We start from the raw sequence: 16045 nt of genomic DNA, 5'->3' as shown, positions 1-16045 counted from the left end.
AGTTTGAGTTTCTCGGATGATCAGCTTATCTGTCTCCGATTTGAGGGCGAACTAGGATATTTTGCTAAGGCTGCTGCTCCTCCTATTTATGAGACTGCTCCATTTTTCTTTGATACTTACGAAGATTATGCTGAAGCAGCTAATAATGAAAAGGATCATTATGTCTATTCGAGGGGAACCAATCCTACCGTTCAGATTGCAGAGCAAATGATTGCTGCGCTGGAAGGTGGGGCGGACTGTAAGTGCTTTGCTTCCGGAATGGCTGCTATCAGCGCCGCGCTAATGTGTAGCTTGTCCGCAGGGGACCATCTGATTTTGGTCGGACACATATATGAAACCTCCGTCAGCCTAGCCCAATATTTAAAGAGGTTCCATATAGACTATACAATCGTACATTCGACTTCTACAGAAGCAGTCGCTAGTGCCATCAAACCGCAGACCCGAGCTATTCTTATGGAGTCTCCTACCTCATTCACATTCGATATGGTAAATATTCAGGAGGTAACTGCGCTTTCCAAAGAGAAGGGTATACGCACAATCATAGATAATTCATGGGCTACACCCCTTTTCCAAAAACCATTGGAATGGGGCGTAGATATCGTTGTTCACTCCGCATCCAAGTACTTGGGTGGTCATAATGATTTAATTGCAGGGGCAGTGATCGCTTCTAAAGAGATAATAAACCGTATGTATGCTGAAGAGTATGAGTTGATTGGCGGCTCGTTGGGCCCTTTTGAAGCCTGGCTACTCATTCGGGGGCTAAGAACACTCCCGCTCCGAATGGAAGCCCATCAGAGAAATGCTTTGTTGGTTGCTCGTTTTCTATCAGATCATCCGGCCATTTCCAAAGTGAATTATCCCGGACTCCCTTCTCATCCACAACATGAGCTCGCATGTAGACAGCTCAAAGGCTATGCCGGATTATTCAGTTTTGAACTAAAGGATTCGACTTATGAGGATATATGTAGAGTGATCAATAAACTGCGACTGATCCGGATCGGTGTATCTTGGGGGTCCATGGAGAGTCAGGTGATCTCACCAAACTACGGCTTCAATAAGCAGAGTCTAAAAAAACAACACATGCCTGAATCGCTTATCCGCTTGGCTGTAGGGCATGAGCCTGCTGAACTTTTGATACAGGATTTAGCTACAGCTTTAAGCTAAACGAACATTTCAGGATTTTTATCATAAAAGCTAAAGCAGCAGCTCATCCAATACATAAAGAGCTTCTGCTTTTCTGATTTATGACGTTTGTACCTGATCAACTCTGCACTTCAAGTAGGAGATAAGAGAGTTTCGGTTATTACAGGTAAATCATCGTGTGTTGGAGTATTTTAATAAAAACTACACCGTGTAGAAATACAAATTAGCAAACTGGTAAATATTACAACTTGCCTGATAGGTATACACGTGATAAATTATATATCCAGCCAGTTAAACGGCTGTTGATTTGATCTTTGAAAACTGAACAACGAGTGAGTACGGATTTTGTTTACAAAATCCAACGCTGAGATTTTGGTACATGCCGTCAGGCTGTATGAAATGGAAGCGAAAATGAGATATTTTATCTCGTCAGTTTCAACATGAGCTTATCGCTCTTTCTATAAACCAACTTCGGTTGGTCTTTAATGGAGAGTTTGATCCTGGCTCAGGACGAACGCTGGCGGCGTGCCTAATACATGCAAGTCGAGCGGGGTTGTGTAGAAGCTTGCTTCTACACAACCTAGCGGCGGACGGGTGAGTAACACGTAGGCAACCTGCCCACAAGACAGGGATAACTACCGGAAACGGTAGCTAATACCCGATACATCCTTTTCCTGCATGGGAGAAGGAGGAAAGACGGAGCAATCTGTCACTTGTGGATGGGCCTGCGGCGCATTAGCTAGTTGGTGGGGTAAAGGCCTACCAAGGCGACGATGCGTAGCCGACCTGAGAGGGTGATCGGCCACACTGGGACTGAGACACGGCCCAGACTCCTACGGGAGGCAGCAGTAGGGAATCTTCCGCAATGGGCGAAAGCCTGACGGAGCAACGCCGCGTGAGTGATGAAGGTTTTCGGATCGTAAAGCTCTGTTGCCAGGGAAGAACGTCTTGTAGAGTAACTGCTACAAGAGTGACGGTACCTGAGAAGAAAGCCCCGGCTAACTACGTGCCAGCAGCCGCGGTAATACGTAGGGGGCAAGCGTTGTCCGGAATTATTGGGCGTAAAGCGCGCGCAGGCGGCTCTTTAAGTCTGGTGTTTAATCCCGAGGCTCAACTTCGGGTCGCACTGGAAACTGGGGAGCTTGAGTGCAGAAGAGGAGAGTGGAATTCCACGTGTAGCGGTGAAATGCGTAGAGATGTGGAGGAACACCAGTGGCGAAGGCGACTCTCTGGGCTGTAACTGACGCTGAGGCGCGAAAGCGTGGGGAGCAAACAGGATTAGATACCCTGGTAGTCCACGCCGTAAACGATGAATGCTAGGTGTTAGGGGTTTCGATACCCTTGGTGCCGAAGTTAACACATTAAGCATTCCGCCTGGGGAGTACGGTCGCAAGACTGAAACTCAAAGGAATTGACGGGGACCCGCACAAGCAGTGGAGTATGTGGTTTAATTCGAAGCAACGCGAAGAACCTTACCAGGTCTTGACATCCCTCTGACCGGTCTAGAGATAGACCTTTCCTTCGGGACAGAGGAGACAGGTGGTGCATGGTTGTCGTCAGCTCGTGTCGTGAGATGTTGGGTTAAGTCCCGCAACGAGCGCAACCCTTATGCTTAGTTGCCAGCAGGTCAAGCTGGGCACTCTAAGCAGACTGCCGGTGACAAACCGGAGGAAGGTGGGGATGACGTCAAATCATCATGCCCCTTATGACCTGGGCTACACACGTACTACAATGGCCGGTACAACGGGAAGCGAAATCGCGAGGTGGAGCCAATCCTAGAAAAGCCGGTCTCAGTTCGGATTGTAGGCTGCAACTCGCCTACATGAAGTCGGAATTGCTAGTAATCGCGGATCAGCATGCCGCGGTGAATACGTTCCCGGGTCTTGTACACACCGCCCGTCACACCACGAGAGTTTACAACACCCGAAGTCGGTGGGGTAACCCGCAAGGGAGCCAGCCGCCGAAGGTGGGGTAGATGATTGGGGTGAAGTCGTAACAAGGTAGCCGTATCGGAAGGTGCGGCTGGATCACCTCCTTTCTATGGAGAATCGTTTCCTGCAATGGAAACATTCAAATCAGCAGGTACAACGTACCTGCAACTGGATATTCAATTCGGTTCATCACGTTCGTGTGAATGAAATGAATATCCTTAACTTACTCACTCGTTGCTCAGTTTTGAGAGTTCAAACTCTCACATCGGATTTCCAAAATATACTTGTATTCAAGTGTTGAGGAATTTGATATGATGTTTTTCCGGGGTTAAAGCCGGAGAGAATATTGCACCTTGAAAACTGGATACCGAAACGAAATTGCGTTTTAGAATATTCCTTTAAGCTGATCTTGTGTAAACAAGTGAAATAAAGGTAGCTGCCTTGAATTCCATTCACACATTCGTGTTGAACCGAAATTTAAAGCAAATCGTATTTACGATGTAAATACTAGGTTAAGCTACAAAGAGCACACGGAGGATGCCTAGGCGCCAGGAGCCGACGAAGGACGTGGCGAACAACGATAAAGCCTCGGGGAGCTGTAAGCAAGCTTTGATCCGGGGATGTCCGAATGGGGAAACCCGGCTGTCTTCATCGACAGTCACTTTCTGCTGAATACATAGGCAGAATAGAGGCAGACCAGGGGAACTGAAACATCTAAGTACCCTGAGGAAGAGAAAACAATAGTGATTCCGTCAGTAGCGGCGAGCGAACGCGGATTAGCCCAAACCAAGGAGCTTGCTCCTTGGGGTTGTGGGACGTCTCACATGGAGTTACAAAGGAACCGGTTAGATGAAGAGGTCTGGAAAGGCCCGCCAGAGAAGGTAAAAGCCCTGTAGTTCAAAACTTGTTCTCTCCGAGACGGATCCCGAGTAGTGCGGGGCACGTGAAACCCCGTATGAATCCGGCAGGACCATCTGCCAAGGCTAAATACTCCCTGGCGACCGATAGTGAAGCAGTACCGTGAGGGAAAGGTGAAAAGCACCCCGGAAGGGGAGTGAAATAGATCCTGAAACCGTGTGCTTACAAGAAGTCAGAGCCCGATCTATGGGTGATGGCGTGCCTTTTGTAGAATGAACCGGCGAGTTACGTTCCCGTGCAAGGTTAAGGTGAAGAGCTGAAGCCGCAGCGAAAGCGAGTCTGAATAGGGCGAATGAGTACGTGGACGTAGACCCGAAACCGGGTGATCTACCCCTGTCCAGGGTGAAGGTGCGGTAACACGCACTGGAGGCCCGAACCCACGCATGTTGAAAAATGCGGGGATGAGGTGGGGGTAGCGGAGAAATTCCAATCGAACCCGGAGATAGCTGGTTCTCCCCGAAATAGCTTTAGGGCTAGCCTCGGAAAAAAGAATCGTGGAGGTAGAGCACTGATTGGGTGCGGGGCCCGCAAGGGTTACCAAGCTCAGTCAAACTCCGAATGCCATAGATTTAGTTCCGGGAGTCAGACAGTGAGTGCTAAGATCCATTGTCGAAAGGGAAACAGCCCAGACCATCAGCTAAGGTCCCCAAGTGTGTGTTAAGTGGGAAAGGATGTGGAGTTGCACAGACAACCAGGATGTTGGCTTAGAAGCAGCCACCATTGAAAGAGTGCGTAATAGCTCACTGGTCGAGTGACTCTGCGCCGAAAATGTAACGGGGCTAAACACACCACCGAAGCTATGGCTTGATGCTTGCATCAGGGGTAGGGGAGCGTTGAATGCGGGTTGAAGGTGTACCGTAAGGAGCGCTGGACTGCATTCAAGTGAGAATGCCGGTATGAGTAACGAAAAGATCTGTGAGAATCAGATCCGCCGAAAGCCTAAGGGTTCCTGAGGAAGGTTCGTCCGCTCAGGGTAAGTCGGGACCTAAGGCGAGGCCGATAGGCGTAGTCGAAGGACAACAGGTCGAAATTCCTGTACCACCGTAATCCGTTATGAGCGATGGGGTGACGCAGTAGGGTAGTGACGCGGACTGATGGATGTCCGTCTAAGCAGTGAGGCTGGTGTGTAGGCAAATCCGCACATCGTAAGGCTGGGCTGTGATGGGGAGCGAAAATTGTAGTAGCGAAGGTCATGATCTCAGACTGCCAAGAAAAGCCTCTAGCCAGGAGAAGGTGCCCGTACCGCAAACCGACACAGGTAGGCGAGAAGAGAATTCTAAGGCGCGCGGAAGAACTCTCGTTAAGGAACTCGGCAAAATGACCCCGTAACTTCGGGAGAAGGGGTGCCTCGGTAGGGTGAATAGCCCGAGGGGGCCGCAGTGAAAAGGCCCAAGCGACTGTTTAGCAAAAACACAGGTCTGTGCGAAGCCGCAAGGCGAAGTATACGGGCTGACGCCTGCCCGGTGCTGGAAGGTTAAGGGGAGTGGTAAGCCCTTCGGGGCGAAGCTATGAACCGAAGCCCCAGTAAACGGCGGCCGTAACTATAACGGTCCTAAGGTAGCGAAATTCCTTGTCAGGTAAATTCTGACCCGCACGAATGGCGTAACGACTTGGGCGCTGTCTCAACGAGAGATCCGGTGAAATTTTAATACCTGTGAAGATGCAGGTTACCCGCGACAAGACGGAAAGACCCCATGGAGCTTTACTGCAGCTTGATATTGAATTTGGGTACGATCTGTACAGGATAGGTGGGAGCCGTTGAATCTTGAGCGCCAGCTTGAGAGGAGGCATCCTTGGGATACCACCCTGATCGTATCTAGGTTCTAACTTGGTACCGTGATCCGGTGCGAGGACAGTGTCAGGTGGGCAGTTTGACTGGGGCGGTCGCCTCCTAAAGAGTAACGGAGGCGCCCCAAGGTTCCCTCAGAATGGTTGGAAATCATTCGAAGAGTGCAAAGGCAGAAGGGAGCTTGACTGCGAGACCTACAAGTCGAGCAGGGACGAAAGTCGGGCTTAGTGATCCGGTGGTACCGCATGGAAGGGCCATCGCTCAACGGATAAAAGCTACCCTGGGGATAACAGGCTTATCTCCCCCAAGAGTCCACATCGACGGGGAGGTTTGGCACCTCGATGTCGGCTCATCGCATCCTGGGGCTGAAGTAGGTCCCAAGGGTTGGGCTGTTCGCCCATTAAAGCGGTACGCGAGCTGGGTTCAGAACGTCGTGAGACAGTTCGGTCCCTATCTGTCGTGGGCGTAGGAAATTTGAGAGGAGCTGTCCTTAGTACGAGAGGACCGGGATGGACGTACCGCTGGTGTACCAGTTGTTCCGCCAGGAGCACCGCTGGGTAGCTATGTACGGAAGGGATAAGCGCTGAAAGCATCTAAGCGTGAAGCCCCCCTCAAGATGAGATTTCCCAATTAGTAAGACCCCTTGAAGACGACGAGGTAGATAGGTTGGGGGTGGAAGTGCAGTAATGCATGGAGCTGACCAATACTAATCGGTCGAGGGCTTATCCTAAAATGAAACGCAATGAGTTTCGGATCCAGTTTTCAGGGTGTAAGTTTTGTATTATATAGGCTCAAGTAGCTTATATGAAACAAGTGAACACACAGCATTTGGCGATGCTGATTCCTGAAAAAGAATTTGCGCAGCAAATTCATGTTTGGTGGCGATAGCGGAGGGGTTCCACACGTACCCATCCCGAACACGACCGTTAAGCCCTCCAGCGCCGATGGTACTTGGACCGCAGGGTCCTGGGAGAGTAGGACGTCGCCAAGCAAATACAAGTATGACGTTAACATAAAAAACCGCGATTATCGCGGTTTTTTTGTTTTCAAAAAGATATGCTTGTCAAAAATCCAGTATGAATCCCCTAAGTCAAGACAAGTAAGACAAAAATAACACAGTTTTGTTTTTGAAAAAACCATGTTAAACTTTTCTCTTAGAAATAAATGTACTTTCTGAGGTGAGTTGAAGTGTTGGAACGTTCTATGGAGAATACAAGGGAATTACACAAAGGAAAGGGAGTGATTAAAAAAGAAAAGGAGATTATAAATGAGCACTTATCAAGCAGTTATTAGTGATGGATTTGAGCTGAAATATGCTATAAGAGGTAACGGAAGACCGATATTGGTGATCGGCAGTAGTGTATATTATCCTCGCTTATTTTCAGACCATTTATATAAAAAGTTTCAGTTTATTTTTCTGGATCATAGAGGGTTTGCAAAACCGACTCGAGCTTTAAAACCAGAAGACTATACTTTGGATAAAGTTATTAATGATATAGAAACAGCAAGACAATGCCTTCATCTAAATGAATTTATCATATTAGGACATTCCGGGCATGCTTTTATGGCTTTAGAATATGCTAAACAATACCCGGACTATGTTCAAAAAGTGGTACTTTTAAATTCAGCACCTACAAACAGCCAAGAAAGACAACGGCAAAGCTTTTCTTTCTTTAATGAAACGGCCAGTTCAGAAAGAAAGGAACGTTTTGAAAAGGACATTGTTTTATTAGAGGAAGATATCAAAAGAGACCCTGATAGAAGATTTGTTCACATGTGTATACGTATGGGAGCTCAAAGCTTTTATGATTATGCCTATAATGCGGCTTACACGTGGAATGATGTATATACGAACATGCCTATCATTGATTATTTATGGGGAGAAGTATTCGGAAACATGAATTTGATACAATCCTTAGCGGATATCCATAAATCCGTATTTATTGGTTTGGGAAGGTATGATTATTTGGTTGCGCCAGTTTCTTTATGGGATAGGGTCGATGACACCTACGAGAACGTGAAAAAAGTGGTTTTTGAATATAGTGGGCATAACCCGATGTTTGAAGAACCTCATTGTTTTGATCAAACATTAGCCGAATGGATTAATGAAGATCACTAGGATTCTTGCTAAATCATCTCTTAGATGCTCAGTGGCCCGTAAAATGAGAATCACCTTCATTTTACGGGCTTTCTTATTGAGCGTTATTTATCTTTTGCACCGATGACAAAATACTATGATTTTGTTATTAGTGACTTGACGGCTTAACTAGGTTCTGTATAATAACCGAAAGGAAATAATGTATTGTTAGTTTTTTGTTGTACTTCTATCTGGAACAGCTCAAAGGATCAAGCGGACTGAACAATTTAGTAAAGCAATGATATGGAGGTCGTTATGAAATACGAAATTATTTTGTTTGATGTTGATGACACGCTGTTTGATTTTAAAATGGCAGAGAGTCATGCGCTACATAATACGTTTGCCCAATTTGGATTGCCGCAAGGGGCCACGGAGTATAAATCCAGCTATGATAAAATCAACAGTTCGTTGTGGCGAGAGGCAGAGGAAGGACATATTACCTCGGCACAGCTACGGGTCGAGAGGTTTAAGCGATTATTTACTGTTCATGGTCTAGACTTCAATCCAGATGCCTTTAGTGCTGCTTATTTACGTTATTTGGGTGAAGGTGCTTTTTTGATGGACGGAGCGATTGAATTATGTAATGTACTATCCGACTGTCGTTTGGCGATCATTACGAATGGAATCAAAGAGGTGCAAACCTCCAGAATTCAGCTTTCGCCGCTGCGTGATGTGTTTGAGCAGGTAATTATTTCAGAGGAAGTGGGTTGCCAAAAGCCACAAGCTGGTATTTTCGATTACGCATTTACCAAGTTGGCCATCTCAGATAAAAGTAAGGTTCTCATGGTCGGCGATTCTTTAACCTCTGATATTCAAGGAGGGAACAAATACGGAATTGATACCTGTTGGTTCAACCCTTCCAGAAAAACAAATACGTCTGGGATTCAACCTACTTATGAAATAACAAGTTTGATGGAGCTGCCGAATAGTGTACTTTCAAAGCGTCTCGTACTGAATCGTACATCGGCTGAAATTAGATGAATAATGTCGAAATCAGAAGGCCGGAAATTAAGGACATCGAAAAGTTAAATGAATTGTTTAGAGTTGTGATTACAGACATGTTTGCTAAAGAAGGCATTGGTCATATGCTGCAAGACATAGAGGAGGAAATTGATACTAAGAGGTTATATTTGGAAAGTGACTTGGAGAGTCACGGTGAGCAGCGATATTTCTTAATCGCTGTAGATGGGAATCAAATAATGGGTTCTATTGAATATGGAGCAGTAAGTCAACTAATAAGTAAATCTACCAGTGATACATTTAAAAAGTTATGCGAGGTAGGAACTGTATTTGTTCACCCTGACTACCAGAAGATTGGGGCAGGGAATTTATTGTTGAAATCAATGTATTTGGCGCTGAAGAATAGAGGAGTAGAAGAATTTTGTTTAGATAGTGGATATCGTATTGCGCAGAAAATATGGAAAAAGAAATTTGGAACTCCTGATTATTTATTAAAAGATTATTGGGGAGCAGGCTCTGATCATATGATATGGAGAATCAAAGTCAAGGATGCTATTAAATGATCAATGGCTTGGCAATCTCTTGTGTGTCTTTAATCTACAAGGACCAAAGTTATAAAACAAGGCAGGCCGGAAAATCGGCCTGCCTTGTTTTATTTTTTTATCGTCACTGGCTGGTCCATGACTAGCAGGAGACAGCTTTAAGGCGGAAGGTAGAGCTGGCGAAATCTCCAGAGAGATCCGAGACAACAAGCCCAATTTTCATTAGGCGGTCACCTCCAAAAATTTCGCCATCAAATGCTACGCAGAAGGGGGAACCGCCATCTTCCACTAAGGTATTACCCGCATGGACTGCTGTGTTGACCGTCGCTCCGTGTTCGATTATATACTTTTTATCTGGGTCAAGTCCTTTTAGAGTTAGTCGCCGGATGGGTCCATTCGGTTCAGCTAGTACGCGGAAGTAAGCGACAAAAGCTTCGGACTGGTCCTCGCTAACGAACATCCAGGCGGTATCGCCTCGACCTTCAAATGGACTAAGGAGTCGATACATATCTCCCTGCTGTACGAGGGAACGAATTTCCTTATACTGGGCAATTTGTTTGGCAGCGAGCTCCTTTTCTTCATTTGTAAAGGCAGTTAGGTCAAGTTCATAGCCAAAATTCCCGCTCATTGCCACGTCGCCGCGTATAGCGAGGGAGGTGATTCGCCCCACCTGGTGATTTGGTACGTTCGATACGTGTGCACCCATGGTACTTGCTGGATACACGATGCTTGTGCCGTACTGAATAGCCAATCTTTCAATGGCATCGGTATCGTCACTGGTCCATGTCTGCGGCATATAGTAGAGCATTCCGGGATCGAATCGTCCACCGCCTCCGGAACAGCTTTCGAACAAGATGTCCGGGAACTGGGAGGTCAGACGTTCCATCAGATCGTAAAGTCCGAGCATATATCGGTGCGCAGTTTCCTTTTGACGTTCACTAGGAGCGGTAGCCGAAGCAATCTCCGTCATATTACGGTTCATGTCCCACTTGACATAAGTAATTGGAGCGATCGAGAATACGGAGCTAAGTGTCTCATACAAGTAGTCACATACTTCCTTGCGGGAGAGATCGAGCACCAGTTGGGATCGGCCTTCCGTCCGCCGCCGGCCTTCCGCATGCAGGCACCAGTCGGGATGGCTGCGGTACAGTTCACTATCCGGTGATACCATTTCCGGCTCAACCCACAAGCCAAACTGTAATCCTTGTTCATTAACCCGTTTTGCCAGGTCAGCAAGCCCGCCAGGCAGCTTGCGACGGTCTTCAAACCAGTCTCCAAGCGAACTGTCATCGTTGTCGCGCTTACCAAACCAACCGTCATCTAGAACAAAGAGCTCAATTCCAAGGGGTCCTGCTTCCTTGGCAATCGCTTCGATTTTGTCGGCGTCGAAGTCGAAATACGTGGCTTCCCAATTGTTCACGAGAATCGGACGTTCTTTGTCACGGTAAGCCCCTCGGCACAGACGTGTGCGATAGAGTCGGTGATAGGTGCGTGACATGCCTCCAAGACCTTCTTCGGAAAAGACCAATACGGCTTCAGGGGTCTGGAATGACTGACCCGGCTCAAGCCGCCAGGAGAAGTCAAAAGGATTGATTCCGATACTTACACGAGTCTGATTGAACTGCTCTACTTCTGCCTGTGCGACGAAGTTGCTGCTGTAGATTAGACTGAAACCGTAAACATCCCCACGATCTTCAGTCGCATCAGGACGAAGTAGTGCTAGAAAGGGGTTCATTTGGTGGCTGCTGGAACCCCGTCGGCTCTCGAGCCGAATGGAACCGGGTCCGAGATCGCGGCGTTGAATATGTCTTTCACGAACCCAGGCTCCAGGTAAGTAGAGAGCTTGGTAGTTGGAATCGGCGAAGTCGACAGAGGCGCTCATGGCGTGTTCAATATTTATGGTAGCGCTTCCCTTTTGTTCAAAAAGAGCAGACCTAGCAATAGCACTGTGGTTCGCAAATACAGTATAGAGCAGTGTAGTCTTAAGCCCCGAGTATTGATCCTCAAGGATCAAAAATAGGGTTGTGGCTTCATCATCCAATTCGGTATAGACGGAAGGAAGTCCCTCGAGCTTTGGTTTACCCGGTTCAATACGGTAACCACTATATTTCAGCTCCGTAGTCCGAGTTCCGTCCGCAAGTGCAACCTGGTAAGCTGGTTGACGAAAGTCGCTTGTTCCATACTGGGGGTATTCCTGAGGAAGCGTGTCCAAAGAAATTGTACGGCTGGAAGAAACGGGAGTGGGAGAGAAGGAGCAACGCTCCCTAAGCTCCAATATACTTGCGAGACTTTGGTCATGATGAAGTTGAGCTCCCCAATAGACATGTGCGGGATATCCTTCTACAAGCTGGATAATATAGCTGCAATCCTTGGACTGCAAATGAAACAAACCAAGCGCCTCGTTAACATGAATGTTCATGATATTCACTCCTTAGGGGGTTATCATTATTGTTTTACGTAAGGATACTGATCAATGACAACAAGACTCTCAAGTACTGATGTTAGCCTTTTTTGCATGAGCTTTCCCGAATGACAAGCTTAGTCCCGATCACGCTGTACGCAGGTGGTTCACGTCCCTCAAACCGTTCAGAGAGCAGTTGCACGGCAGCCTTTCCCATCTGTTCAGGGTAGGCACGGACAGTGGTTAGCGGAGGCTGCACGAAGGCTGCCATCTCAATGTCGTCGAAGCCGATAACAGCCATATCTTCGGGTACCTTGACTCCATGTCCATGAAGGGCGCGGAGGGCGCCAATAGCGAGCGGATCGCTTGCAGCAAAGCAGGCAGTCGGTCGTTCCTGTTGGGTTAGGAGTTCGTTCATCATGAGATAACCATCCGCGGTACTCCAGGCACCTATGCGGACGAATTGAGGATTGTACAACCCCTGTTCCCGCATGAATCGTTCAAAATAATGCGCTCTTCGCTCACCGTCGCTCTTACCGCCGATAAATCCGATTTGTTGGTGGCCAAGCTCAAGTAGATGACCGAGTGCCTGATCAACAGCTTGCCGGAAATGAAGTCGTACAGAATCATACTCTAGCTGTTCATGGTACTGGTCGACAAGGACAATGGTGTTCTTGTCAGGATGAAGCTTGAATACCTCTTCAGGGTCAACGCCGCCCACAACAATCAGACCGTCCGCCTTCTGCAGGGTGCCGATGGATGAGCGGCCTCGCAAGGTCTGGCCCAACGTCAGGCCAAGCTCTTCACAGCGCAGTTCGATTCCACGGCGGATCGAAGCGTAATACGGATCGTCTCTTTCCTCCTCAATAGAACACCACAGCAGGAGGGAGACCGTTTTCCCGGCACGTTCCGTATTCTGCTTTAATTGCCTCAGCCGGGTAGGCTTATACCCGAGTTGCTCGGCAACCCCAAAAATTCTGTTTTTAGTGTCTGGGCTTACGGACAGTGACAGATCGTTATTTAAAACCCTTGAAACGGTTGCGGCAGACACACCCGCTTCGCGGGCAATGTCTTTAATGGTTGCCAAAAGAGCTCACACCTTTTTAGTTAATAATTTTACTAAAAATCGACTTTATCCTAACACATCTCTAAAGCACTTTCAAGAAGAACGGTTGAATTTTTTTAACTTTATTTTTGATCTACTACTGTAGAGATTGTTTGTGTTAACATGATGAATATTCTCTTGATGAGGGAGGGGTCCTAGTTGAATATTCTGTCACTAGCTCGTAAGTGGTTTGGTCGACTTCGCTTTAAAAGCAAGGTTATAACGGTATTTCTTCCGCTAATTATTATTTCTCTGCTTGTTCTTGGACTGTTGTCCAACCAACTTTTCAGCCGTTCTTTGATAGAGCAAACCACCAGTAATGTTGTCGATGAGTCTCAGCTTATCTTGTCTAGGACCGATTACATATTCAGGAGTGTGGAAACGGCGGCCAATATTATGGTCACGAATATTAACCGGATGTATGATTCATACGGTGCCAAACCTGATACTGCCATGGAGCCTATTCAGTTTGAAAACTTGATGCAGAGCCGCCTATCCATTGATTTGTCAATCTTTCGTGAGGTGGATGCCGCTGTATTCATTGATAATGAAGGGACGATTTTCGCCTCTTATACCGAAAGCGGGGATGATCGTAAGATCTATAGCATGCTTAAGCGGATAAGGGAATCCGAAAGTTATGGACAAGCCCTCTGGTTTGATATGGAGAAGAGGGATTTCCTAACACCAGATCCGAGCTCTCCCGTTTTGACGCTGGGGAAGACGGTCATTAATATAGACACCGGCGAACCCTATGGAACGCTTTTTCTGTTAGTGAAGGAAGAAGGTTTGTCCGATTACTTTCGTTCCAGCGATCCAGATGCGCCCAAATCTTATTATTTTTTAGATAACGAAATGCGCGTGGCTGTGGCAGAAGACAATGAGATGCTGATGAATCCGGTGAATCCACAGCTGGGTGAGTCCATCCAACGTTGTGCACCTAATGCATCCCATGGAACGTGCTCATTCGAGTATGAGGGCAATCTGGTAACGGTCACGGATTACAACCGGATGGATTGGAAGTTGGTCAATATTGTTTCTCTTAGCCTGCTTACGGCTGATGTCCGGCAAAATGTTAGACTGTCGCTCTTAATCGGCGTGTTATGTCTTATTTTTTCCTGGCTGGGCGCTAGCTTTCTATCTAAAATGGTCGTTAGCCCTCTCGAACAACTAACTAGGGCCATGCGGACTGTTGTAACCGGTGACTTGCAATCGGTTACAACAGTCCGCACAGAGGATGAGATCGGTACCATTGCTGAAGCGTTTAATTTTATGATAAGACGAGTTCGGGAGCTGCTGGATGAGGTAAGGCAGGAACAGAACCGTAAGCGTGAATATGAACTTGCACTGATAAGTGCCCAAATTAAACCGCATTTTCTGTACAACACTTTGGATACCATTTATGCACTCAATGAGTTAGATCGTAATGAGGAGGCTAGAGATACTACAAAAGCGCTGGCAGATTTTTATCGAATGGTGCTGAACAAGGGACGGGAATTAATCACTTTAGAAAAGGAAGCCCAGATTACTGATGATTACCTGACGATTCTGCAAATCCGTTATCCCGATGTGTTTCGCTATGAAGTGGATATCCCTCCCGAGCTTGCAGGTACACCGATCCCGAAGCTCTCGCTTCAGCCGCTTGTCGAGAATTCGATTTACCATGGTCTTAAGAAGAAAGAAACAAAAGGTTTTATCCGTATTTTTGCCTTTAAACAGGGCGATAAGGTGGTCGTTCGGGTGCAGGACAACGGTGTGGGGATGGATGAATTCCAAGTTCAGACTATCATGTCCAGACATTTACCGAAAGAAGGAATACGATCAATCGGTACCTACAGTGTTCAGCAACGACTGAGCCTGTATTTTGGCGAGGAGTATGGGATATCCGTGCAAAGTGTGCTCACGGAGGGAACAACTGTTGACCTGTTGCTGCCGATGCTGCCAAAGGGGAGTGAACACCAAGATGTATAAAGTGATGATTGTCGATGATGAACCGCTGTTCCGAGACTTTCTGCGTATTAAGATAGATTGGGAAAGTCATGGCTTTCGGGTTTGCTGCGAAGCAAGGAACGGCCAGGAAGCACTTCAGGAAGCCGAGCGGCATCAGCCGCATCTCGCCCTCGTAGATATCAATATGCCCTTTATTGACGGAATTGAATTAGCCGAGAGGTTGAAAGTCAAGTTCGAACGCATCGTTATTGTATTCATATCCGGACATAACGAATTTGAATACCTACAGAAGGCGGTTCGAACCGGAGTACAGGATTATTTGTTGAAGCCGTTCAATGCAGAAGAAATGCTCTCGATGTTGGAACGCATTAAGCCGAAACTACCGGTGTTTCCACAAGAGAGCGAAAGTACCGAGTGGGGTAAGCATGGTAGCGAAGCGTTGCACGGCAGAGCAGGTATGCCTGATTTGGGCCATCTGCGTGATGCGGTCGTGCTAGACCTCCGAATGAAAGACAGTGAAACGTTAGAGGAGGTCCGTAAGGCAATCCGGCAGCTTAGTATATACAAGTGGGGGGATGAATACGCAGATGCGATGCTTATGGGAATCGTATCTCTAGCACTTTCCTTTGCAAGTGAACGCGGCATTCCTTATGATCGGCTATGGGATGAAGGAGGGAATAAATCTCCTTACGACCGGCTGCGGGAGTTGGATTCCTGGGAGGCTGCTGAAGATTGGATGCTCGCCCTATACCGCAAGCTGATCCAGCTGATGGAGAATATGCGTCCTACGAAGGCTTCCAATTTGTTTGCGGCGGCGATCAATTATATCGAGGAACATTATGCAGACACAGAGTTGTCTGCTGAGCAGGTTTCGTGCGGAGTTTTCGTCGATCCCAGCTATCTCCGCCGCGTTTTTCGCAAGGAGTCTGGCTTCTCCATAGTGGATCATATTACACACATCCGGATGAAGAAGGCCAAGGAGCTTTTGCTGTATGGAAATCGGAAGCTGTCAGAAATCGCTGAAAGTGTTGGATACAGTGACCCCAATTATTTCGGCAAATGCTTCAAGAAACGCTTTGGCATGACACCGACTGAATATGAGCAACTTAAAAAAAGGTAGCGCCTTTCCTAAGAGGCAGGACAAATCGATTTAAGCCTGGCGGTTTTCCTAT

The 16045-nt window shown here is 47.2% G+C and carries 8 protein-coding genes and 3 rRNA genes; 9 read left to right on the top strand and 2 right to left on the bottom strand.

Features of this window, described 5'->3' with window-relative positions; all coding sequences use genetic code 11:
* Nucleotides 1-3: 3 nt before the first annotated feature.
* The 7 genes from MHB46_RS02025 to MHB46_RS01995 all read left to right on the top strand — a co-directional run bounded on the left by MHB46_RS02025 (nt 4) and on the right by MHB46_RS01995 (nt 9441).
* Nucleotides 4-1164, top strand: coding sequence for a trans-sulfuration enzyme family protein (locus tag MHB46_RS02025; RefSeq protein ID WP_432421752.1), 1161 nt, complete (start codon nt 4-6; stop codon nt 1162-1164).
* A gap of 461 nt (nt 1165-1625) precedes the next feature.
* Nucleotides 1626-3181: ribosomal RNA gene (locus MHB46_RS02020) — 16S ribosomal RNA — on the top strand.
* Between the two features lie 403 nt (nt 3182-3584).
* Nucleotides 3585-6511: ribosomal RNA gene (locus MHB46_RS02015) — 23S ribosomal RNA — on the top strand.
* Nucleotides 6512-6655: 144 nt separating this feature from the next.
* Nucleotides 6656-6772: ribosomal RNA gene (gene rrf / locus MHB46_RS02010) — 5S ribosomal RNA — on the top strand.
* The 16S, 23S and 5S rRNA genes sit together here, the layout of an rRNA operon.
* Nucleotides 6773-7048: 276 nt before the next feature.
* Nucleotides 7049-7900, top strand: coding sequence for an alpha/beta fold hydrolase (locus MHB46_RS02005; protein ID WP_341161429.1), 852 nt, complete (start codon nt 7049-7051; stop codon nt 7898-7900).
* A gap of 273 nt (nt 7901-8173) precedes the next feature.
* Nucleotides 8174-8899, top strand: coding sequence for a YjjG family noncanonical pyrimidine nucleotidase (locus tag MHB46_RS02000; RefSeq protein WP_341161428.1), 726 nt, complete (start codon nt 8174-8176; stop codon nt 8897-8899).
* Nucleotides 8896-9441 carry a GNAT family N-acetyltransferase gene (locus MHB46_RS01995; protein WP_341161427.1) on the top strand — a complete coding sequence of 182 codons (546 nt, stop codon included), beginning with the start codon at nt 8896-8898 and terminating at the stop codon, nt 9439-9441. Before MHB46_RS02000 ends, MHB46_RS01995 begins: the two co-directional genes overlap by 4 nt.
* A 121-nt stretch (nt 9442-9562) precedes the next feature.
* Here MHB46_RS01995 and MHB46_RS01990 read toward each other — a convergent pair whose 3' ends face one another.
* Together MHB46_RS01990 and MHB46_RS01985 are read right to left on the bottom strand one after the other, a co-directional pair.
* Nucleotides 9563-11839: an alpha-galactosidase gene (locus MHB46_RS01990; RefSeq protein ID WP_341161426.1), complete on the bottom strand. Its 2277-nt coding sequence runs from the start codon at nt 11837-11839 to the stop codon at nt 9563-9565.
* Between the two features lie 82 nt (nt 11840-11921).
* The gene (locus MHB46_RS01985; protein WP_341161425.1) at nt 11922-12908 is read right to left on the bottom strand and encodes a LacI family DNA-binding transcriptional regulator; all 987 of its coding nucleotides are present in this window, start codon (nt 12906-12908) and stop codon (nt 11922-11924) included.
* Between the two features lie 177 nt (nt 12909-13085).
* On the opposite strand from MHB46_RS01985, the gene MHB46_RS01980 reads away from it, so the two are divergent.
* Nucleotides 13086-14894: a cache domain-containing sensor histidine kinase gene (locus MHB46_RS01980; protein ID WP_341161424.1), complete on the top strand. Its 1809-nt coding sequence runs from the start codon at nt 13086-13088 to the stop codon at nt 14892-14894.
* The gene (locus tag MHB46_RS01975; RefSeq protein ID WP_341161423.1) at nt 14887-15993 is read left to right on the top strand and encodes a response regulator transcription factor; all 1107 of its coding nucleotides are present in this window, start codon (nt 14887-14889) and stop codon (nt 15991-15993) included. Before MHB46_RS01980 ends, MHB46_RS01975 begins: the two co-directional genes overlap by 8 nt.
* The last annotated feature ends 52 nt before the right edge of the window (nt 15994-16045 follow it).

This window comes from Paenibacillus sp. FSL H7-0703 (assembly GCF_038003485.1).
Classification (GTDB): Bacteria; Bacillota; Bacilli; order Paenibacillales; family Paenibacillaceae; genus Paenibacillus; species Paenibacillus polymyxa_B.
Note: the sequence above shows the minus strand (reverse complement) of the source record. Positions and strands in the feature narration are given on the sequence as shown.